We start from the raw sequence: 21464 nt of genomic DNA on the forward strand, positions 1-21464 counted from the left end.
GCCGGCGCCCCTACAGTCCGGCCAGGTCCGCGGCGCCCTCGCGGAGCATGAGATCCGCGAGCTCGCGCCCCAGCGCGTCGGCCCCGCCGACCGTCAGCTCTCGCGTGGACGCGCTCCGGCGGATCACGTCCGTGCCGTCCGGGGCGGCGACGACGGCGTCGAGGAGCAGCTGGTCCGCCTCGACGCGGGCGAGCGCGCCGATCGGTGCGGCGCAGCCGCCCTCCAGCTGGGCCAGGAGCGCGCGCTCGCTCGTCACGGCGAGCCGGGTCGGCAGGTCGTCCAACTCGCGCAGCGCCTCGGCCAGTTCACCGGTCCGGGCGGTCTCCGGCCGGCACTCGACGGCGAGCGCGCCCTGGCCCGGCGCGGGCAGGACGTCGGCCGGGTCGAGGTACTCGGTGATGTGCGCGTGCAGGCCGAGCCGCTCCAGTCCGGCCGCGGCGAGGACGACGGCGTCCAGGTCGCCCTGGGCGACGCGACCCACGCCGCCGTCGTCCGCCTGGTCCGGGGAGCCCTTGACCCGGCCCAGGCGGGTCCCGACGTTGCCGCGGATGTCCACGATCTGCAGGTCGGGCCGGGCGTACCGCAGTTGCGCGGCGCGGCGTGGGGAACCCGTCCCGACGGTGGCGCCCTCGGGCAGCTCCGCCAGGAACAGGCCGTCGCGCGCGCAGAGCGCGTCGCGGACGTCCACCCGTGGCGGGATCGCCGCGACGACCAGGCCCTCCGGCTGCTTCGTCGGCAGGTCCTTCAGCGAGTGCACGGCCAGATCGCACCGGCCCTCGAGCAGCGCCACCCGTAGCGCCGCCGCGAAGACACCGGTCCCGCCGAGCTGGGCGAGCGAGCCGGAGGTGACATCGCCCTCCGTCTTCACCAGCACGGTGCGGTGCTCCTGCCCGGTGAGCCCGCTGAGCGCCTCGGCGACGTGCCCGGTCTGGGTGGTGGCCAGGGCGGATCCGCGCGTGCCGACCGTGAACTCGCTCATCGCGACGCCGGCCCGGCCTGCGCCGACGGGGCGGAGTCGGACGGGGCGGAGTCGGACGGGGCGGGCGCCGACTCGGCGACCGGCCGACGCGCGCCGGAGCGAGCGGTCAGCATGGGCCGGCAGCCGGTCACGCAGCAGATGTCGCCCCAGTCGCCGGGGACCACCTGCTCGCCCCTCGCGGGGGCCTGGCCGCCGGCACCGTGGAGCTGCTCGGCGACGATGTCCACGAGTCCGCCGACGAAGGCGGCATGCGTCCCCGGCGTCGGGGCCCGGTGGAAGGCGAGGCCGAGCTCCGCGGCGGTGTCCCGGGCCTCGGTGTCGAGGTCCCACTTGACCTCCATGTGATCGGACACGAAGCCGATCGGCATGACCACGACGCCGCGGGTGCCCGCGGCGGCGTACTCCTCGATCGCGTCGTTGATGTCCGGCTCCAGCCAGGGGGTGGTCGGCGCTCCGGAGCGGGACTGGAAGACCAGGGAGTGCTCCAGGCCGGCGGCCTCCGGCACGGTCTCCATCAGCGTCCGGGCGACGGCGAGGTGCTGGGCCGTGTAGGCGTCCGTCCCGTACTCGGCCTTCACGTGGTCCGGTCCCTGCGCATCGGCGACGGCGGTGGGGATGGAGTGGGTGACGAAGACGACCTTGGGCTGCGCGTCCGGCTCGCCCTTGGCGGCCAGCTGCGCCCTGACGTCCTCCAGCCCGGCGGCGAGCGCCTCCTGGAACGGGGCGATGAAGGCGCGGTCGTAGAAGAACTGGCGGATCTTCACGACGTCGATCTTGCCCTCGAGACCGGTCTTCTCGTAGGCCTGCGCGATGTCCTCGCGGTACTGGCAGCAGCTCGAGTAGCCGGCGTAGGCGCTGGTGACCAGCATGAGCACGCGGCGGTGGCCGTCGTCGTACATCTGCTGGAGCGCCTCGGGGATGTAGGGGTCCCAGTTGCGGTTGCCCCAGTAGAGCGGCAGGCTCCAGTCGCGGCGGGCGATCTCTGCCTCGAGGGCGGCCAGGAGGTCCCGGTTCTGCTCGTTGATGGGGCTGACCCCGCCGTTCGCCCGGTAGTGGGTGGCGACCTCCTCGAGGCGCTCGTCCGGGATCCCGCGGCCGGCGGTGACGTTGCGCAGGAACGGGATGACGTCGTCCTGGCCCTCGGGTCCGCCGAAGGAGGCGAGGAGGACGGCGTCGTAGCCCAGGCCCTCGGTGGTCTGGTTCTCGGCGCGGCTCATCAGCGCAGCACCTCCGCGATCTGCGCGATGTCGATCCGCTGGCCCGTGTAGAACGGGATCTCCTCGCGGACGTGGTTGCGCGCGTCGGTGTAGCGCAGGTGCCGCATCATGTCGACGAGGTCGATCAGGGCCGGGGCCTCGAGGCAGACCATCCACTCGTAGTCGTTCAGGGCGAAGGCGGCGACGGTGTTCGCCAGGACGTCCGGGAAGTCGCGGCCCAGGATGCCGTGGTCGCGCAGCATCTTGCCCCGCTCGGCCGGGTCCAGCAGGTACCACTCGTAGGAGCGGACGAACGGGTAGACCGTCATCCACTGGCCGGCGGGGACGCCGCGGGAGAAGGCCGGCGAGTGGTCCTTCGCGAACTCCGCGTCGCGGTGCACGCCCATCGAGGACCAGACCACGGAGGTCTCGGCGAAGAGGTAGGTGCGGCGGATCTTGCGCACGGCCTCCTGCAGGGCCTCCGCGCTGGGGCCGTGGAGCCAGGTCATGACGTCCGCGTCGGCGCGCATGCCGGAGACGTCGTAGGCGCCGCGCAGGGTGACGCCGTCGGCGGCGAGCTCCTCCACCAGCGCCTCGAAGGCGCCGACGCCCTCGGAGCGGTCCAGGTCTGATTCGCGCTTGAACACCGTCCACAGCGTGAAATGCAGGGTGTCGCCCTCGCGCTCGCGGTCCGCGATCACGGGGCTGTTCGAACGGTTCTCGCTCATGGTGCCTCTTTCTTGATGTGGCGTGGGTCCAGCGGCGTCGCTGGCGGTGTGTGGTCGGCGCCGGTTAGCTGACGCTGATGCGCGTGCGGGAGCGGGTGTCCGCGACGACGGCGGCGAGCCCGGTGCCCGAGAGCCAGGCCCCGACGGCGTCGAGCTGCGGGAATCCCTCCAGGATCTCCCGGACCGTCTCGACGCGCCGGCGGTGGCCGGTCGTCGCGAAGGGCAGGGCGCCCCGGTAGCGGACGACGTCCCAGCCGAGGACGTCCGCCTCGGTGAGCGCCAGGCCCAGGAGCGTGCCCGCGTCGGCGAGGGCGGTGGCGTAGAGGGTCGCGTCGTCCGCGTCGGCGACGCGCGCCCTCTCCTCGGACAGCCGGCCGTAGGACAGGCGGAGCACGTGCGTCCCGGGGCCGGCCTCCTCGGCCAGCCACTGCCACTTGGCGGTCGCGTGGGTGAGGGCCTTGGCGGCGACGTCCGACGCGTCCGGGGCCACGAGCACGCCGCTCCCGCGCGGCGCCTCGTCGAGCTCCGGGCGGTCGACCACGAGGGTGACGAGGCGGACGCCGGCGCCGGCCTCGGGGCGGTGCTCGTTCAGGGCGGGCTCCAGCTGGCCGAGGAGGTCGACGGCGGAGGGGCCGTCGGTCGCCACGACGAGCCGCTGCACCTCGAGCGCCTCGTCCGGGGTTGCGCAGTCGGGACGAACGGAGTCGGGACCCGCGGCGTCCGGACCAGCGGCGCCCGGCCCGGAGGTTCCGCGGCCGCCCGCGGACTCGGAGAGCGAGACGGTGTAGCCGTCGTCGTGCCGACGCAGGCGGGTGACCCGCACGCCGCGGCGCAGCTCGACGCCCCGGTCCTCGAGGTCGGCGACCAGCGCCTGGGTGAGCCGCTGGTCGCCGCCGCGGATCCCGGCGACGGCGGAGCCCGCCGGCGCTGCCCGGCGCAGGGCGGCCACGGCGCGGGCCAGCGACCCGTGCTCGACGACGGCGGCGCGCAGCCCGGGGGCGACCACGTCGACGTCGAGCGTGTCCGGGTCCGCCGAGTGGACGCCGGAGACCACGGGGGTGACGAGCGCGTCGAGCACGGCGGACCCCATGCGGGAGCGCACGAGCGCGCCGAGGCTCATCGGGCCGTCGGTGAGGGACTTCGAGACGGGCATCGCCAGATCGGCGGCGGCGCGCAGGGCGGCCGTCTGGCCGATGAGCGCACGCACGTCGTCGGCCAGTGGATCGCCCGGGATGCCGAGGATGCCGGTCTGCGGGAGGGGCTGCGCCAGGCCGGCGTCGGCGGCTGCCTCGCCGTCGCGTCCGTGCCGTGACGGCCCATGGGCCTCGGCCGAGTACAGCCACGCGCCCCCGCCGGCGGGATAGACGATCTCGTCGCCCAGCCCGAGGTCCTCGAGCAGGTCCGCGACGGCGCTGCTGCGGGTGGCGAAGGACTCGGCGCCGGCGTCGAGCACGAGCCCTGCGACCTCGTGGGCGGCCACGCATCCGCCGAGGTCCCCGGTCGCCTCGAGCAGCGTCACGGAGAACCCGGCGATCGCGAGTTCGCGCGCGGCGATCAGGCCGGAGACGCCCCCGCCGACGACGGCGGCGGGGACGATGCGGCGCGGACTGCTCTCAGCTGTGGACACGATGCCTTCCCTGACGGGTTGTGATGCGGGCCTACTGGTCGATCGAGTGGATGAGGGAGACGACCCGGGTGAGGACCTCCGGATCGGTCTCCGGGGGCACGCCGTGCCCCAGATTGACGACGTGCCCGGGGGCACCGGAGCCGGACGCGACGACGTCGCGCACATGCTGCTCGAGGACCTCCCACGGCGCGGAGAGCAGGGCGGGGTCGATGTTGCCCTGCAGGGGGACCGTGCCGCCGAGGCGGCGGTTGGCCTCGGCCAGCGGCAGCCGGTAGTCCACGCCGACGACGTCGACCCCGACGTCGCGCATGGCGACGAGCAGCTCGGAGGTCCCAGTGCCGAAGTGGACGAGCGGGGCGCCGAGGTCGCGCACGGCGTCGAGGGCCCGGGCGGACGCCGGGGCGACGTGGCGCTCGTAGTCCGCCAGGCCCAGGCTGCCGGCCCAGGAGTCGAAGAGCTGACCGGCGCTGGCGCCGGCCTCGATCTGGGCGCGGAGGAACTTGCCGGAGGCGTCCGCCGCCCAGGCGGCCAGCGCATCCCAGGTCTCCGGCTCCGCGTGCATCATGGTGCGCGGGCCGAGGTGGTCGCGGGACGGGCGCCCCTCGACCATGTAGGCGGCCAGGGTGAAGGGGGCGCCGGCGAACCCGATCAGCGGGGTGCTGCCGAGCTCCGCGACCGTCAGGGCGACGGCCTCGCGGATGGGCTCCAGGGCGGCGTCGTCGAGCTCGGGGAGGTTCGCCACGTCGGCGGCCGTCCGCACGGGACTGCCGAGCACCGGGCCGACACCTGGGACGATGTCCACGTCCACGCCGGCGAGCTTGAGCGGGATGACGATGTCGGAGAAGAAGATGCCGGCGTCGACGTCGTGCCGGCGGACCGGCTGCAGCGTGATCTCGGCGGCGAGGTCCGGCTTCAGGCAGGAGTCGAGCATGCCGATCCCCTCACGCAGCTTCCGGTACTCGGGCAGCGAGCGGCCGGCCTGGCGCATGAACCAAACGGGACGGCGGGACGGCTTCTCCCCGCGGTAGGCGGCGATCAACGGGGAGCCCGCTGTACGGCCGTCCAGCAGCGGGTGGTTGGCGCTCAAGGTCATGCACGTCATTCTGCCAACCGGGGTCGGGTTCCGCTAATCCCGCGGGCGCGCGGACGGTCCCGGGTGGTGAACGCCACGTGGCCGGGAGGTGTCACCCACACCCTGCTTAGGGCACCCTTAACCCCTCCTGGGGATACCATGGAGACACTGTGGTTTTCCTATCCCTCGTTGCTTCCCATTCAGATGTGGACCTGGAGACGGTCGCCCGCCTGAGCGCCGGCGCCTCCGAGGTCGCTACCGGCGTGCTCGACGGCACGACGCCGATCCACGGTGCCGTGGTGCTCGCGACGTGCAACCGGTACGAGGTCTACGCGGAGGCCGCCTCCGAGGACGACGTCGAGGCGGCCCGCTCCGCGGTCATCGCCGAGATCGCCGAGCTCTCCGGGCTGGACGAGCACACCGTGTCCTCCGCGCTCGCGACCAAGACCGGACGCGACGCCGTGAGCCACCTCTTCGCTGTCGGCGCCGGCCTCGACTCCGCCGTCATCGGCGAGCGCGAGATCGCCGGCCAGGTCCGCCGCGCCCTCATCGAGGCGCAGCAGAACGGCACTGCCACCGGCTCCCTCGTGCGCCTCTTCCAGACCGCCTCGCGGACCGCGAAGGACGTGGGCTCCAGCACCGGTCTCGGCGGCCGCGGGCTGTCGATCGTCTCGGTGGCCCTCGATCTGGCCGAGGACCTCGCCGACGACGACTGGGCGGGCAAGTCCGTCGTCGTCTTCGGCACCGGTGCGTACGCCGGCGCCACGATGTCGCTGCTGCAGCAGCGCCGCGCCGGCCGCATCGGCGTCTACTCCCACTCCGGCCGCGCGCAGGCCTTCGCCGCCACGCGCGGCGGGACCCCGCTGACGGACGAGACGCTGCCGGAGGCCCTGGCCACCGCCGACGTCATCATCGGCTGCTCCGGCGGCGACAACCGGATTGCGGCCGAGGATCTCGCGGAGTCCGGGCGCGGAGACCGCCCCCTGGTCGCCATCGATCTGGCACTCACCCGCGATTTCGATCCGTCGCTGGAGGACCTCGACCACGTCGATGTCATCACTCTGGAGTCCGTCCGCATGGCCGCGCCGGCCGAGCAGGCCGCGGCGTTGGACGAGGCCCGCGGGATCGTCGCGAAGGCCGTGGACGAGTTCGACCTCGAGCTGCGGGAACGCTCGGCCGACGCGGCGATCGTGGCCCTGCGCAAGCACACGCACCGGGTCCTCGAGACCGAGATCGAGCGCGTCCGGGCCCAGCACGGGTGCACCGCCGCCGCCGAGGAGGTGGAGTTCGCGATGCGCCGCATGATGCGCCAGCTGCTCCACGTGCCCACCGTGCGGGCCCGCGAGCTCGCCGCCGAGGGCCGCAGCGACGAGGTCGTCAACGCGCTCGGCGCCCTCTTCGACATCTCCGAGGAGCAGATCGCCGAGACCGCCAAGCAGCGCCGGGCGAAGAAGACGGACCGTGCCCGCGGCGCCGCGGCTGCCGCCGATCTGCTGGACGACGCCGCAGCCCGCCGGGCCGCGATGCCAGACGACGCGATCCACGCGCCCCACCGCACGGCCTGATCCCGGGGTCTGACCGCTGCGTCCGATCCGGCGTCGGATATCGACGTCTCCTTCCGACGCAGGGCATGCCCGGTGCCGCGCCGGGGCAGTGATCAGTAGAGCGGCTTCTCCGGCTCGACGTCGCGCACCCAGGCGGTGATGCCGCCGTCGAGGTGCCGGACGTCGTCGTACCCCTGGGAGCGCAGGTGGCGCAGCACCTCCGCCGAGCGGCCGCCCGACTTGCAGTGGAGGATCAGCGGCTCGTCTCGGGGCAGGTCGACCTCGCCGCCGAGGATGTCCCCGCGCGGCGCCAGCTCCGCCCCCTCGATCGAGACGATCTCGGCCTCCCCGGCCTCCCGCACATCGATGAGGCGGAACCCGGCGCCTCCCGCCGCCCGCGCGTCCAGCAGGTCGCGCAGCTCGGTCGCCGAGACACCGGGCACCACATCGTCCGGGGGCGGGGCGATGCCGCAGAACGCCGGGTAGTCCTCGAGCAGCTCGGTCGGCTGCTGCACGGCCGGGTCCGGCCGCAGGCGGATCTCCCGCCAGGACATGGCGAGCGCGTCCAGCATCAGGACCCGGCCCAGCAGCGGCTCGCCCGCGCCCGTGATGAGCTTGATCGCCTCGGCCACCATGACGGATCCGATCTGCGCGCACAGCACCCCGAACACGCCGCCCTCGGCGCACGAGGGGACGCTGCCGGCCGGGGGCGCCTCGGGGTACAGGTCCCGGTAGGTGGGACCGTGACCGCGCCAGAAGACGCTGACCTGCCCGTCGAAGCGCAGGATGGAGCCCCACACATAGGGCTTGCCGAGGATCGCCGCAGCATCGTTGACGAGGTAGCGGGTCGCGAAGTTGTCCGTCCCGTCGAGGACGACGTCGTACCCGGCGAAGATGTCCAGGATGTTCTCCCGCGTCAACCGCTCGTCGTGCAGGACCACGGCGGTCCCCGGATTGAGGTCGGCGATCGTCTCCCGCGCCGATTCCGTCTTGAGCCGGCCGATCCGGCTGGTGCCGTGGATGACCTGACGCTGCAGGTTCGAGGCGTCCACCACGTCGTCGTCGACGATGCCGAGCGTGCCGACGCCGGCCGCGGCGAGATACATGAGCGCCGGGGAGCCCAGACCGCCGGCCCCGATCACCAGGACCCTGGCGTTCTTCAGCCGCCGCTGCCCGGTGACGCCGATCTCCGGGATGAGGATGTGACGGGAGAACCGCTGGTACTCCTCCTCCGTGAGCTCGGGCCCGGGGGCGACGAGCGGGGGCACCGAGCCGGGCCCGGGGGCAGTGGAGGAGGCGCTGGCGGGGCGGTGGGTCGCGGAGTCCATGCACCAACTCTAGGATCCCGGCGGCGGCACGTCGCGGTCACGGCCCCGGGCGCGCGTAGAATCGGGGTCCGTGCCGCGTCACACAGCGGCATCGACGAGACATGGATCAGCAGAGCGGGGGCGCCCCGGGGCACAGGGCCCGAGGCGTCGGGAGAGGCGGAGCAGCGTGGAGGAGAGCGGCGGGCAGGGCGCGGTCGGCGCCGGGGCGGCGGACGACGGTGCACGGCGTCCGGCCCGCCTGCCCCGGGCGCAGCGACGCGCCCAGCTGCTGGAGGCCGCCCACCGGGTCTTCGTGGCCAACGGCTACCACGGCGCGGCGATGGACGACATCGCCGACCGGGCCCAGGTCAGCAAGCCGGTCCTCTACCAGCACTTCCCCGGCAAGCGGGAGCTCTACCTGGCCCTGATCGACCAGCATCTCGCCGTTCTCACCGAGGCGATGGTGGAGGCCCTGCGCTCGACGGCCGACAACAAGGAGCGCGTGAACGCGGCGATCCGCACGTACTTCGACTTCGTCGCCGCGGACCACCAGGCCCACCGCCTGGTGTTCGAGTCGGACCTGTTGAACGACGACGAGGTCAGCGCCCGCTTCGACGAGTTCAACGCCCGCATCGCCGACGAGATCGCCCACGTGATCGCCGGGGACACGAATCTGGACGAGGCACGCGCGCTCCTGCTCGGCCGCAGCCTCTCGGGCATGGCGCAGGTCGCCGCCCGGGCCTGGCTCGAGGTCGCCGACCAAGTCGATCTCGACGAGGCCAGCGAGCTCGTGGCGCGTTTAGCTTGGCGCGGAATTGGCCGGTTCCCGAAGGAGTCCTGAAGTAGGTTAAGCACCATGGACGTACGCATCGGTATTCAGAACATTGCCCGCGAGGTCGTTGTCGACTCGGACCAGTCGCAGGAGGCGGTCGCCGAGATCATCTCGAAGGCCTTCGCCGACGGCGGACTGCTGACCCTCAACGATGCGAAGGGCCGGCAGGTCGTCGTCCCCGTCGCGACGATCGGTTTCGTCGAGATCGGCAACGTCACCCCGCGCCCCGTCGGCTTCGCCCAGTAGCCAGACGCCCCCGCCGAGGCGGCCCCCTCCCCCTACGAGGTCAGTCCCAGCGCCGACATGCGCCTGGAGTGACGCTGCGTCAGGGTCGCGAGGAGGGCCGCTCTCGCGTCTGTGCCGCCGAAGAGCGGTCCGACGTCGTCGCGGTCCAGGAGGCGGCGTGCCTGGGTCAGCGACTCCCCCACCACGCGGCGCCCCCAGAGCGCCAGCCGCGGCGCGAGCCGTTCGTCGTCGTCGATCGCCCGCTGCAGCCGCTGGGCCAGCCACGTCGTCTGCTCGTCCATGCGCCGGACCCGCTCCACGAGCGCCCGGGCACTGTCGCCGAGGAGCCTTCGCTCCTCCGGACCGGTCCCGAGCGCCGCGTAGAGGTCGCTGGTCAGCGCGTCCATGACGTACGCCTTCATGAGCGATTCGTGCCAGTCGCCCGGGCGGGTCCGCTCGTGCAGCCGATCGATCCCGTCCACGTACGGCTCCATGGCGGCATCCGGCTCGAGGCCGGCGTCGAGCAGCGCCGCTCGGACCAGCTCGAAGTGCTCGTACTCGGTGACGGCCAGCCGCGCCAGCTCCATCCGGTCCTTCAGCGTGGGCGAGAAGCGGGCGTCGGAGGAGAGCCGCTCGAACGCCGTCAGCTCGCGGTACGCCATGAGGCCGTACAGGGCCGGTTCCAGTGATCGGTCGAGGGAGCTGTCCACCATGCTCCAACCCTACCGGCGGCGCGGTCGCCGACTCCGACCCGCCGCCCGGCCCGATTGCTATTGTGTGGCCGTGATCACCCAACAGGTCGGGCTCTCGGCCCGCGCGCTCCAGTCCAGCCTCGCCGACGCCCTCGCGGACATCGTCTCCGGGCTCGAGCCGCCGGCGGAGTTCCCCGCCGACGCCCTCGCCGAGGCCGAGCGGGCGGCCGCCGACGTCGTCCTGCCGGACCTGGACCTCACGGACGTCGAGTTCGTGACCATCGACCCACCGACGTCCACGGATCTCGACCAGGCGGTCCACATCGAGCGCGACGGCGACGGCTTCACCGTGCGCTACGCCATCGCCGACGTGCCGTCCTTCGTGCAACCCGGCGGAGCGCTGGACCGGGCGACCCGCGAGCGCGGCCAGACCGTCTACCTGCCGCACCGCCGGGTCGGCCTGCACCCCGAGGTCGTCGCCGAGGACGCCGGCAGCCTGCTGCCGGACCGGGGCCGGGGCGCCTACGTCTGGACGTTCGGGCTCGACGCCTCCGGAGCGGTGGTCCGCACCGGCCTGGAGCGGGCGACGGTCCGCAGCCGGGCCAAGCTCAGCTACGAGGGCGTCCAGTCCGCCCTCGACGCCGGCGAGACCGACCTGCCGGGCGGCGGGACCCTGCCGCTGCTGCGCGAGGTCGGCACGCTCCGCGGCGCGCTGGAGCGCGAGCGCGGCGGGGCCAGCCTCAACCTGCCCGAGCAGGAGGTCGAGCTGGACGAGTCCGGGCGCTACGAGCTGGTCCAGCGCGGAGGACTGCCGGTGGAGGACTGGAATGCCCAGATCTCCCTGATGACCGGCATGGAGGCGGCGCGCATCATGCTCGAGGGGCGCATCGGCGTCCTGCGCACCATGCCGGGCCCCGACGAGCGCCGCGTCGCCGAGTTCCGCCGGCAGGCCGAGGCCCTGGGCCATCCCTGGCCCGAGGGGCAGCCGTACGGCGAGTTCCTCGCCTCGCTGGACACCTCCGATCCGGAGGCCCTGGCCCTGATGCACGCGGCGACGATCCTGTTCCGCGGCGCCGACTACACGGCGTTCGACGGCGAGGTGCCCGACGACGTGGAGCAGGCCGCGATCGCGGCGCCCTACGCGCACACGACCGCCCCGCTGCGCCGGCTCGTGGACCGATTCGTCCTGCAGACCTGCTGGCACCTGGTCCACGGCGAGCCGGTGCCCGGGCCCGTCCGGGAGGCCCTGCCGGAGCTCCCCGAGCTCATGCGGGCGTCCACCCGCCGCGCGTCGGCCGCGGAGCGCGAGGCCATCGACGCCGTCGAGGCCGCGCTGCTGGCGGAGCGGATCGGGGACGAGTTCGACGCCGTCGTGATCGACGAGGACGGGACCATCCAGATCGTGGATCCCGCCATCATGGGCCGGGCCGAGGGCGAGGCCGCGCCGGGCGACCGCGTCAGGGTCCGCGTCGCCGAGGCGGACGTCGCCCGGCGCCGGGTGCGGTTCGAGATCACGGGGGCGCGGACGGGCCCCGGCGACCGCGGCTGACGGCCTCGCGCCTTTCCGGCGGGCGCCGGGTTAGACTGGCCGCGTAGAGAAGGATGCCCGATCGTACGAGTTAGACCATCTTTTGCAGCGTTTCCCAGCGAACCTGCCTTTGAGCGACGCCGCCCCACCGGGTGCGCACGTCGCCGCAGAAGACCACGATCGGCTCCGCTGGACGCGCCAGCGTCCGCCCCGTCCGCGGGACCGACCCCGACCGCCCCCGTTCACCGCATCCGCCGACGAGCGGCCGACGCGACGGGCAGAGCGCCCCGGGCCGGCTCCTCGATGCGAGACGGCAGCGAGGCTGGCGCCGAGAAGAATGAGAAGTCATTGACGACCACACCTGAGAACACCAACGAGGAGAGCACGGCTCCCCTCGAAGCCCCGATCGAAGCCCCCGCCGAGGCCCCCGAGCAGACGTTCGCCGACTTCGAGCTGCGCGGCGAGCTCGTGAAGTCCCTGGCGGACGCCGGCATCCTCGCCCCGTTCCCCATCCAGTCCATGACACTGCCGATCGCGCTCAGCGGCCACGACATCATCGGGCAGGCCAAGACGGGCACGGGCAAGACGCTCGGATTCGGCCTGCCCGTCCTGCACCGCGTCGTGAATCCCGACGAGCCCGGCTACGGCGACCTGCCGACCCCCGGTGCGCCGCAGGCCCTCATCGTCGCCCCGACCCGCGAGCTGGCCGTCCAGGTGGCCCAGGACCTGACCAAGGCCGCCCGGCTGAGCTCCACCCGCATCGCCACCATCTACGGCGGGCGCGCCTACGAGCCGCAGATCGAGCAGCTCGAGCAGGGCGTCGAGGTCGTCGTCGGCACGCCCGGCCGCCTCCTGGACCTGCACAAGCAGCGCCACCTGAATCTGAGCAACATCCGGATGATCGTCCTGGACGAGGCCGACGAGATGCTGGACCTGGGCTTCCTGCCGGACGTCGAGCGCCTGCTCGGCGCCCTGCCGGCGGTCCGCCAGACCATGCTCTTCTCGGCGACCATGCCGGGGCCGGTCATCACCATGGCCCGCCGTTTCATGTCCCAGCCCACCCACATCAGCGCGCGCGACCCGCTGGACGAGGGCATCACCAAGAAGGACATCCGCCAGGTGATCTTCCGGGCGCACCCGCTGGACAAGGACGAGATCGTCGCGCGCATCCTCCAGTCGGAGGGGCGCGGCCGCACCATCGTCTTCGCCCGCACCAAGCGCAGCGCCGCCAAGCTGGCCGAGGAGCTCTCCGACCGCGGGTTCTCCGCGGGCGCGCTCCACGGCGACCTGGGCCAGGGCGCCCGCGAGCAGGCGCTACGCGCTTTCCGCAACCACAAGATCGACGTGCTGGTCGCCACCGACGTCGCCGCCCGCGGCATCGACGTCGACGACGTCACGCACGTCATCAACCTCCAGTGCCCGGAGGACGAGAAGACCTACGTCCACCGCGTCGGCCGCACCGGCCGCGCCGGCAACAAGGGCACCGCCGTGACCCTGGTCGACTGGGAGGACCTCCCCCGCTGGAGCCTCATCAACAAGGCCCTCGGCCTCGACCGCCCGGAACCGGTGGAGACGTACTCGTCCTCGCCGCACCTGTACACCGAGCTGAACATCCCGGAGGGCACCAAGGGACGCCTCCCCCGCCACCAGCGCAAGCTGGACGGTCTGGCCGGCGAGGCCGTCGAGGACCTGGGCGAGACCGGCAAGCGGCCCGCCAAGGAATCCGCGGGCGGGCGGGGACGCTCGCGCGGCGGACGCGGCGGCGGCCGGGCGGAGAGCGGGCACGACGGCGAGCGCCGTCACGGCCGCGGCCACGGACGGGCCGACCGCCCGAACCGGGAGGCCACCGGCGAGGGACGGGGCCGCCGCGCCGAGTCGGCCGAGGCCGAGCCGACCCGGGCCTCCGGGGCGGGCGCCGACGCCGGCGGTGCGGGCAGCGCCGAGCCGCGCCGTCGTCGTTCCCGGACCCGTCGCCGCAACGGCGAGGTCGTGAAGAACTCCGACTCCGAGTAAGGGGTGGAACCGACGCGATCCGCGGCGTGGACCCCCACGGGCCCGAACCTGGTGGTCCACGCCGACAACGCCGACTACCTGCCCTCACTGCCGGACGGCGCGTTCACGCTCATCTACGTGGACCCGCCGTTCAACACCGGCCGCAGGCAGCTGCGCCAGTCGACCACCAGCGTCCGCGTGGCCGACGGCGAGGGCGACCGGGTCGGCTTCAAGGGGGTCTCCTACTCGACGCTCCGCGGTGCCCTGCGCAGCTACGATGACGCCTTCGACGACTACTGGGGCTTCCTCGAGCCGCGCCTCCGGGAGGCCTGGAGGCTGCTCGCGGACGACGGCACGCTCTATGTGCACCTGGACTACCGCGAGGTGCACTACGCCAAGGTCATGCTGGACACGATCTTCGGCCGCGAGAGCTTCCTGAACGAGATCGTCTGGGCGTACGACTTCGGGGGCCGGTCCAAGAACCGGTGGCCGGCGAAGCACGACAACATCCTCGTGTACGTGAAGAACCCCGCGGCCTACCACTTCGACGCGGCCGAGGTGGACCGGGAGCCCTACATGGCGCCCGGTCTGGTCACGCCCGAGAAGGCGGCCCTGGGCAAGCTCCCCACCGACGTTTGGTGGCACACGATCGTCTCCCCCACCGGCCGCGAGAAGACCGGCTATCCCACACAGAAGCCGCTCGGGGTGCTGCGCCGGATCATCAGCGCCAGCTCGCGGCCGGGCGACTGGGTCCTGGACTTCTTCGCCGGGTCCGGGACCGCTGGCGCGGCCGCGTCCCAGCTGGGGCGACGGTTCGTCTGCGTCGATGCGAACGAGGAGGCGGTGCACGTCATGGGCGAACGGCTCGGCGAGCACGCCGCCGTCGTCCGCCCCTGACTCGGCACCCGCGGCTCAGAGGCCGACGGGGCGGCTCCCGGTGCCGGCGGCGACGATCCGCTCGAGCATCTCCGGCGCCGTCGAGTTCTCGCCGAGCCGGTTGGGCTTCCCCGTGCCGTGGTAGTCGCTGGACCCGGTGACGATAAGGTCGTGCTCGGCGGCGAGCTGGCGCAGCCTCCGGCGGCCCGGCTCCGGATTGTCGCGGTGGTCGATCTCAAGTCCTGCCAGCCCGGCGGCGATCATCGCCTCGAGGACGTCCTCGCCGACCACGCGCCCACGCTCGGAGGCCACCGGGTGCGCGAACACCGGGACCCCGCCGGCGCCGGCGACGAGCCGCACCGCCTCGACCGGGTCGAGCGCGTAGTGGCCCACGTAGTACCGCGACCGGTGGGAGAGCATCGTCTCGAAGGCGCGGGAGCGCGTGGGGACCACGCCGGTCGCCACGAGGGCGTCGGCGATGTGCGGCCGCCCGATCGTCGCCCCCTCCGCCGTGTGCTCCATGACGGTCTCCCAGCTGATGGGGAAGTCCTCGCCGAGCAGGTCCACCATCCGCCGGGCCCGGTGCATCCGCGAGTCCCTGGCCCGCCCGATCTCCGCGAGCAGTCCCGGATCCGCCGGGTCGTGGAGATAGCTGAGCAGGTGGACGCTGATCCCGGCCCGCGTCATGCAGGAGACCTCCATGCCGGGGACGAAGCCGAGGCCGAGCTCCTGGGCGGCGGCCGCGGCCTCGTCCCAGCCGGCGGTCTGGTCGTGATCGGTCAGCGCGACGACCCCGAGCCCGGCCGCGGCAGCCGCCCGCACGAGGTCCCGCGGCGACTCCGTGCCATCGGAGACCCGGGAGTGCGCGTGCAGATCGATCAGCATGCCACCACCATAGTCCGGCCCAGTGGTGGAGTCCGCCGCCGAATGAGACGATGTGTCGGTGATGACTGAAGACAACCCCACTTCTGGCAGCGATCAGCCCATCGAGGACCGTGTGAACAACCGTTCGCAGCGTCCCTCGTCGGAGGCGTTCAAGGAATTCATGGCGAGCCACTGGGCTCCCGCCGACACCTCGCTCCCGCCCGAGGACGCCGTGGCGCCCTTCGCGGCGCAGCGGCGGAGGAAGCTCTCCGAGCGCTTCCCCGGCGAGCGTCTGGTCGTCCCGGCCGGACCGCTGAAGGTCCGCTCCAACGACACCGACTACCGGTTCCGCCCGCACTCCGGGTTCGCCCACCTCACGGGCCTCGGCCTGGACCACGAGCCCGACGCGGTGCTGGTGTTCGAGCCGGTCGCGGACGGCACCGGCGACGACGGCGGGAACCACCGGGCGACTCTCTACTTCCGCCCCATGGCCGGCCGCGACTCGGAGGAGTTCTACTCCAACGCCCGCACCGGCGAGTTCTGGATCGGACCGCGTCCCACGCTCGCGGAACTCCAGGCCCGGCTCGGCCTGCCGACGGCCCACATGGACGAGAAGCTCGAGGACGCCATCACGGAGAACGCCGGCAACCAGGCCCTCGGCGGCCTGCGGATCCGCCTGCTGCGCGACGTGGACCTCAACTGCGACGCCCTAGTGGACACCTCCCGCATCAACACCGCCGTCGATCTGGAGGAGTCGGACCGGCTCGACGCGGAGCTCGCCGAGGCGCTCTCCGAGATCCGGCTGGTCAAGGACGAATGGGAGGTCGAGCAGATGCGCACGGCCGTCCAGGCCACCATCAACGGCTTCCACCAGGTCGCCAAGGCCCTTCCCCGGGCCGTGGAGCACAAGCGCGGCGAGCGCGTCGTGGAGGGCGCGTTCTTCGCCCGTGCCCGCGAGGAGGGCAACGACCTCGGCTACGACACCATCGCGGCCTCCGGCAACAACGCCACCGTGCTGCACTGGATCCACAACAACGGGCAGGTCAACGCGGGGGACATGATCCTCGTCGACGCCGGCGTCGAGGCCGACTCCCTCTACACCGCGGACATCACGCGCACCCTGCCCGTGAACGGGACCTACTCCGAGGTCCAGCGGAAGGTCTACCAGGCCGTCCTCGACGCGCAGGGCGCGGCGTTCGAGGTCGCGAAGCCGGGGAGCCGCTTCCGCGACCTGCACCAGGCCGCGATCACCGTTCTGGCCCAGCGCTTGGACGAGTGGGGCCTGCTACCCGTGTCCCTCGAGGAGGCGCTCTCCGACGAGGGCCAGCAGCACCGCCGCTGGATGCCGCACGGGACGAGCCACCACCTCGGACTCGACGTGCACGACTGCGCGCAGGCCAAGCGCGAGCTCTACCTCGACGGTGTGCTGGAGCCCGGCATGGTCTTCACGATCGAGCCCGGCCTGTACTTCAAGGCCGAGGACCTCGCCGTCCCGGAGGAGTACCGCGGAATCGGCGTGCGCCTCGAGGACGACGTGCTCGTCACCGAGGACGGCTGTGTGAACCTGTCGGCCGACCTGCCGCGCTCGCCCGACGAGATCGAGGCCTGGCTCAAGGCCCAGCAGGGCTGACCCACCGGGTCCACCGGACCGGACGCGGAGAGGCGGCGGCGAGATCGAATCTCGCCGCCGCCTCTCGTCTGTTGCCCCGCGTCCGGAGCCTTCCTCCGCCGGTCAGGTGCCATCGGCCGGGCCGACCGCCACGGCCGTCCGGCTCAGCGCTCGTCGGTTCGGGACTCCCCGGGCCGGTGCTCGTCGGTCAGCTGCTCGTCGGGCCGGTGCTCGTTGGTCCGCTGTTCGTCGGTCCGGTGTTCGTCGGTGCGGTGTTCGTCGGTTCGCTGTTCGGCCACCCGCTCATCGGACGGCGACGCCTCGCTCCTGGGCGCTTCGGCGTGCGCCTGGTCGGTGCCCGTCGCGGGCACACCGGACGTCCCGGACTCTGCAGATACACCCTCGGACGGCGTGGCCTGGGGCTCCTGCGCCTCCGGCTCGCGACGGGCACCGAAGCGCGGACGACCGTCGGGCAGGTCCTCGTAGCCGGAGCGCGGGCGCGACGCCGGTGCGGACGCCTGCTGTTCGGCGTCAGGGGCCGCTGACGGGGACTGCGCCGCCGGGGCCGGCGTCGACCCGCTCTGGTCCCGTGGGGCGCCCTGGTCGCGCGGGGCACCGTTGTCCCGCGGCGCCCAGGCCGGGGTGACGCTGCCGGCCTGGACCCGGCTCATCGGCAGGCTCGAGGCCAGATTCCGGGCCGCATGCGCGTGCTCGAAGGCCACCACGACGTCGTAGTAGCCCGCCATGATCTGGCTGGACGACGCGAAGTCCCGCTTGCCGCGGCGCAGCGAGTAGCCGACCACGCCCACGATCATCCAGATCGCCATGCCGAGGCCGATGGACGAGAGCAACTGGCTGATCGGGTTGCCGGTGGTGAACAGGCTCAGGAGGAGCCCCACGAAGATGCCGAACATGGCGCCCTGCGCCGCGCCCGAGAGGGCCACCCTGGGGTAGCTCAGCTTGGCCGTCACGCGCTCCACGCTCTTGAGGTCGCAGCCGATGATGCTGACGTTGGCGACGGGGAAGTCGTTGTCGGCCAGGTAGTCCACCACCTTCTGCGCATCGAGGTAGGACTCGTAGCGGCCGAGGATCTCGCCGCGCGGCAGCGTGAACTGGTCCTGCTGGGACGGAGTGGAACCAAACGGAGTCGACATACCCCCATTGTGCCCCCTCTCCCCGTCCGCGGGCTGTGATGGCCCGGCGGGTATCGCTGCGGGTGAACCCGCACGTCGCTCCGGGGCGCGCGACCGGCCCCGACGGCCGGCGACGGCGCAGCCCGGGCGGGGCACAGGCAGTAGCCTTGAGGGCATGAGCAGCTCCCTGACCACCAAGGTATTCGTCGCCCGTCTGCTCGGCCTCGACGTCTTCGACCCGCTCGGCGACCGCCTCGGCCGCCTGCGCGACGTCGTCGTCGTCGACCGCGGGCCGAGCAAACCCGCGCACACCGTGGGTCTGCTCGTCGAGGTCCCGGGGAAGCGCCGCGTCTTCGTGCCGGTCACGCGCGTGCAGGCCATCGAGGCCGGCCAGATCATCTGCTCGGGTCTGGTGAACCTCCGCCGCTTCCAGAAGCGCGGCGCGGAGCGGCTGGCCGTCGGCGAGCTGCTGGACCAGCGCGTCACCTTCAAGGACGGGTCCGGCACCGGCGTGATCGAGGACATCGGACTGGACCAGCTGCGCAACGGCGACTGGGTCGTTTCCTCCTATTACGTGCGCCGCGGCGATCGGGACACCGGCTTCCGGCCGTTCCGGCGGCTCTCCCGCGGCGAGCGCGTCGTGGTCGAGTGGAACGAGATCCTCCACATCAACGATTCGGAGCCGCAGGCGGCCACCCAGTTCGTGGCGGCGCACGACGAGCTCAAGCCGGCCGACTTCGCCGAGGCACTCCACGAGATGTCGGACAAGCGCCGGCTCGAGGTCGCCGCCGAGCTGCAGGACGACCGCCTCGCCGTGGTCCTCCAGGAGCTCCCCGACGAGGAGCAGGTGCAGATCCTCTCCGCCCTGGACATGGAGCGCGCCGCCGACGTCCTGGAGGAGATGGACCCCGACGACGCCGCCGACCTCCTCAACGAGCTGTCCGACGAGCAGCAGGAGGCGCTGCTGCAGCTCATGGAGCCGGACGGCGCCGAGGACGTCCGCCGCCTGCTCGAGTACGAGGAGAACACGGCCGGCTCGCTGATGACGCCCGTGCCCGTCATCCTACCGCCGGAGGCGACGGTCGCCGAGGCCCTCGCCTACGTCCGGCAGGAGGAGCTCAGCCCGGCGACCGCGTCCGCCGTCTACGTGTGCCGCCCGCCCCTGGAGACGCCCACGGGGCGCTATCTGGGCGTGGTGCACATCCAGGCGCTGCTGCGGATGCCGCCGCCGGAGCCGCTCGGCAACATCATCGACACTGATCTGGAGCCGGTGAACGATCTCGCACCGGTGGCGGATGTGGCGAGGATGCTGGCCACGTACAATCTGACGAGCCTGCCGGTGGTCAACGACCAGGGGCGCCTGGTCGGATCGGTCACCGTCGACGACGTGCTGGACCACCTGCTGCCGGACGACTGGCGGACCAACGACGATGCGGAGGAGGCAGCGAATGGCTGAGAAGAGCACGCGGCCCCAGCGCACCCTCGACACCCCGCTTCCCGCCACCGCCCGCCACCGCCCCCGGTTCCGTCCGGACCCGGACGCGTTCGGCCGCGCCACCGAGGGCTTCGCCCGCTTCATGGGGACCCCGCTGTTCCTGCTCTACATGACGGTCTTCTGCGTGGTGTGGCTGCTCTGGAACACGCTGGCACCCATCGAGTGGCGCTTCGACGACGCCGCGCTCGGGTTCACCGCCCTGACGCTGATGCTGTCCCTGCAGGCGTCCTACGCGGCACCCCTGCTGCTACTCGCCCAGAACCGGCAGGACGACCGCGACAAGGTGTCCCTCACCGAGGACCGGAAGCGCGCCGAGCGGAATCTCCACGACACGGAGTACCTGACGCGCGAGCTCGCGGCCCTCCGCATCGCGCTGCGCGACGTCGCCACCCGCGACTACGTGCGCAGCGAGCTGCGCAGCGCGCTGGAGGACCTGCTCGAGTCGAACGACGGCGAGGAGATCCGGCTGCGCGGCCGTGCCCCGAAGCGGCGCGAGCGGGTCTCCGACGCCACGACCCAGATCCCGCAGGTCGGCGCCGACCCCTCCGGCCCCGGCCCGTCCGGGAAGACGCCGTGAACCGCGCCGTCGACGCCGATCTCACCCGCCGCCTCACGGCGGCCCTCGGTTCCGTGCAGGACCCGGAGCTGCGCCGGCCCATCACCGACCTGGGCATGGTGGCCTCCGCCGAGGCGTACGACGACGGCTCGGCCGCCGTGCACGTGCTGCTCACCATCGCCGGGTGCCCGCTGCGGAACACGATCGTCGAGGACGTCACGGCTGCCGGCACGGGCGTGCCCGGCATCCGCTCGGTCGAGGTCGAGCTCGGCGTCATGACGCCCGAGCAACGCCAGGCCCTGAAGGACGGTCTCAAGTCGCGCGTGGTGCCCTTCACGCAGCCGAACAGCCTCACCCGGGTCATCGGGGTCGCCAGTGGCAAGGGGGGCGTGGGCAAGTCCAGCCTGACCGTGAACCTCGCGTGCGCCATGGCGGCCGACGGCCTGCGCGTGGGCGTGATCGACGCGGACGTCCACGGGTTCTCGGTGCCCGGCCTGATGGGCATCACCCAGCCGCCGACCCGCGTGGACGAGATGATCCTCCCGCCGGTCGCCCACGGGGTGAAGGTCATCTCGATCGGCATGTTCGTCGAGGGGAACCAGCCGGTGGTGTGGCGCGGACCCATGCTCCACCGCGCGCTGGAGCAGTTCCTGACGGACGTCCACTTCGGCGATCTCGACGTCCTGCTGCTGGACCTGCCGCCCGGCACCGGCGACATCGCCATCTCGGTCTCGCAGCTGCTGCCCGGTTCGCAGCTGCTCGTGGTGACCACTCCCCAGTCGGCCGCCGCCGAGGTGGCCGAGCGAGCCGGCGCCGTGGCCGAGACGACCGGCCAGGAGGTGGTCGGCGTGGTGGAGAACATGTCCTGGCTGCAGCTCCCGGACGGGACGCGGATGGAGCCGTTCGGCTCCGGCGGCGGCGCGGCACTGGCCCAGCGGCTGCGCGACCGACTGGACGCGGAGGTGCCGCTGCTGGGATCCGTGCCGCTGGAACCGGAGCTCCGCGAGGGCGGGGACGCCGGCGTCCCGATCGTCGTCGGGCGGCCCGACTCGGCCGCCTCGCGGGAGATCCGCGGGATCGCCCACCGCCTGGCCCACCGCCCGCGCGGGCTGGCCGGGCTCCGGCTGGACGTCACGCCGCGCTAGGAGAGCGCGGTCGCGGGCATCTGGCACGTCGGTCCGTCCGGCACCGGGGGTCCGCTCCGTGCTC

The 21464-nt window shown here is 72.8% G+C and carries 19 protein-coding genes; 10 read left to right on the forward strand and 9 right to left on the reverse strand.

All coding sequences use genetic code 11. The features are described from left to right. Nucleotides 1-10: 10 nt before the first annotated feature. The 5 genes from hemC to hemE all read right to left on the reverse strand — a co-directional run bounded on the left by hemC (nt 11) and on the right by hemE (nt 5623). Nucleotides 11-979: a hydroxymethylbilane synthase gene (gene hemC, locus ABD784_RS03705; RefSeq protein ID WP_344880103.1), complete on the reverse strand. Its 969-nt coding sequence runs from the start codon at nt 977-979 to the stop codon at nt 11-13. Beyond that, nucleotides 976-2196, reverse strand: coding sequence for a ferrochelatase (locus ABD784_RS03710; RefSeq protein ID WP_344880106.1), 1221 nt, complete (start codon nt 2194-2196; stop codon nt 976-978). The genes hemC and ABD784_RS03710 overlap by 4 nt, the downstream gene beginning before the upstream one ends. Further along, nucleotides 2196-2903 (reverse strand): hydrogen peroxide-dependent heme synthase, encoded by a 708-nt coding sequence (gene hemQ, locus ABD784_RS03715; protein ID WP_344880109.1) that lies wholly within the window; start codon nt 2901-2903, stop codon nt 2196-2198. The genes ABD784_RS03710 and hemQ overlap by 1 nt, the downstream gene beginning before the upstream one ends. A 64-nt stretch (nt 2904-2967) precedes the next feature. Further along, nucleotides 2968-4530, reverse strand: coding sequence for a protoporphyrinogen/coproporphyrinogen oxidase (locus ABD784_RS03720; RefSeq protein WP_344880112.1), 1563 nt, complete (start codon nt 4528-4530; stop codon nt 2968-2970). Between the two features lie 31 nt (nt 4531-4561). After that, a complete protein-coding gene (hemE, locus tag ABD784_RS03725) occupies nt 4562-5623 on the reverse strand; it encodes a uroporphyrinogen decarboxylase (protein WP_344880115.1) in 1062 nt (353 codons plus the stop codon). 149 nt (nt 5624-5772) lie between these two features. Here hemE and ABD784_RS03730 point away from each other — a divergent pair, with 149 nt between their 5' ends. Further along, on the forward strand, nt 5773-7167 hold the full coding sequence (locus ABD784_RS03730; protein ID WP_344880118.1) for a glutamyl-tRNA reductase: 1395 nt from the start codon (nt 5773-5775) through the stop codon (nt 7165-7167). A gap of 92 nt (nt 7168-7259) precedes the next feature. Here the strand turns inward: ABD784_RS03730 and moeB are convergent, their stop codons facing one another. Next, nucleotides 7260-8474, reverse strand: coding sequence for a molybdopterin-synthase adenylyltransferase MoeB (gene moeB / locus ABD784_RS03735; protein ID WP_344880121.1), 1215 nt, complete (start codon nt 8472-8474; stop codon nt 7260-7262). Nucleotides 8475-8640: 166 nt separating this feature from the next. Between moeB and ABD784_RS03740 the strand changes: the two genes are divergently transcribed. Together ABD784_RS03740 and ABD784_RS03745 are read left to right on the forward strand one after the other, a co-directional pair. Beyond that, the gene (locus tag ABD784_RS03740; protein WP_344880124.1) at nt 8641-9294 is read left to right on the forward strand and encodes a TetR/AcrR family transcriptional regulator; all 654 of its coding nucleotides are present in this window, start codon (nt 8641-8643) and stop codon (nt 9292-9294) included. Nucleotides 9295-9309: 15 nt separating this feature from the next. Continuing rightward, nucleotides 9310-9531 (forward strand): DUF3107 domain-containing protein, encoded by a 222-nt coding sequence (locus tag ABD784_RS03745; protein ID WP_344880127.1) that lies wholly within the window; start codon nt 9310-9312, stop codon nt 9529-9531. Between the two features lie 32 nt (nt 9532-9563). Here ABD784_RS03745 and ABD784_RS03750 read toward each other — a convergent pair whose 3' ends face one another. Then, the gene (locus tag ABD784_RS03750; protein ID WP_344880130.1) at nt 9564-10223 is read right to left on the reverse strand and encodes a ferritin-like fold-containing protein; all 660 of its coding nucleotides are present in this window, start codon (nt 10221-10223) and stop codon (nt 9564-9566) included. Between the two features lie 70 nt (nt 10224-10293). On the opposite strand from ABD784_RS03750, the gene ABD784_RS03755 reads away from it, so the two are divergent. The 3 genes from ABD784_RS03755 (at nt 10294) to ABD784_RS03765 (ending at nt 14619) form a co-directional block, all read left to right on the forward strand. Continuing rightward, entirely contained in the window at nt 10294-11751 is a 1458-nt protein-coding gene (locus ABD784_RS03755; RefSeq protein WP_344880133.1) for an RNB domain-containing ribonuclease, read from the forward strand. Between the two features lie 282 nt (nt 11752-12033). Then, nucleotides 12034-13743, forward strand: coding sequence for a DEAD/DEAH box helicase (locus ABD784_RS03760; protein WP_425582915.1), 1710 nt, complete (start codon nt 12034-12036; stop codon nt 13741-13743). Nucleotides 13744-13746: 3 nt separating this feature from the next. Beyond that, nucleotides 13747-14619 carry a DNA-methyltransferase gene (locus ABD784_RS03765; RefSeq protein WP_344880136.1) on the forward strand — a complete coding sequence of 291 codons (873 nt, stop codon included), beginning with the start codon at nt 13747-13749 and terminating at the stop codon, nt 14617-14619. 15 nt (nt 14620-14634) lie between these two features. Here ABD784_RS03765 and ABD784_RS03770 read toward each other — a convergent pair whose 3' ends face one another. Beyond that, nucleotides 14635-15483, reverse strand: a complete 849-nt coding sequence (locus ABD784_RS03770; RefSeq protein WP_344880139.1) for a PHP domain-containing protein — start codon at nt 15481-15483, stop codon at nt 14635-14637. 61 nt (nt 15484-15544) lie between these two features. Here ABD784_RS03770 and ABD784_RS03775 point away from each other — a divergent pair, with 61 nt between their 5' ends. Continuing rightward, nucleotides 15545-17092 (forward strand): aminopeptidase P family protein, encoded by a 1548-nt coding sequence (locus ABD784_RS03775; protein WP_344880142.1) that lies wholly within the window; start codon nt 15545-15547, stop codon nt 17090-17092. 143 nt (nt 17093-17235) lie between these two features. Here ABD784_RS03775 and ABD784_RS03780 read toward each other — a convergent pair whose 3' ends face one another. Beyond that, nucleotides 17236-18225 carry a general stress protein gene (locus ABD784_RS03780; RefSeq protein WP_344880145.1) on the reverse strand — a complete coding sequence of 330 codons (990 nt, stop codon included), beginning with the start codon at nt 18223-18225 and terminating at the stop codon, nt 17236-17238. 154 nt (nt 18226-18379) lie between these two features. Here ABD784_RS03780 and ABD784_RS03785 point away from each other — a divergent pair, with 154 nt between their 5' ends. Genes ABD784_RS03785 through ABD784_RS03795 form a run of 3 tightly spaced genes read left to right on the forward strand, consistent with a single transcriptional unit; the run spans nt 18380 to nt 21400 of the window. After that, complete coding sequence (locus ABD784_RS03785) at nt 18380-19660, forward strand: magnesium transporter MgtE N-terminal domain-containing protein (RefSeq protein ID WP_344880148.1); 1281 nt, start codon at nt 18380-18382, stop codon at nt 19658-19660. Continuing rightward, nucleotides 19653-20276 carry a DUF1003 domain-containing protein gene (locus tag ABD784_RS03790; RefSeq protein ID WP_344880151.1) on the forward strand — a complete coding sequence of 208 codons (624 nt, stop codon included), beginning with the start codon at nt 19653-19655 and terminating at the stop codon, nt 20274-20276. Before ABD784_RS03785 ends, ABD784_RS03790 begins: the two co-directional genes overlap by 8 nt. Next, nucleotides 20273-21400, forward strand: coding sequence for an Mrp/NBP35 family ATP-binding protein (locus ABD784_RS03795; protein WP_344880153.1), 1128 nt, complete (start codon nt 20273-20275; stop codon nt 21398-21400). The genes ABD784_RS03790 and ABD784_RS03795 overlap by 4 nt, the downstream gene beginning before the upstream one ends. The last annotated feature ends 64 nt before the right edge of the window (nt 21401-21464 follow it).

It is taken from the genome of Zhihengliuella alba (assembly GCF_039538765.1).
GTDB lineage: Bacteria > Actinomycetota > Actinomycetes > Actinomycetales > Micrococcaceae > Zhihengliuella > Zhihengliuella alba.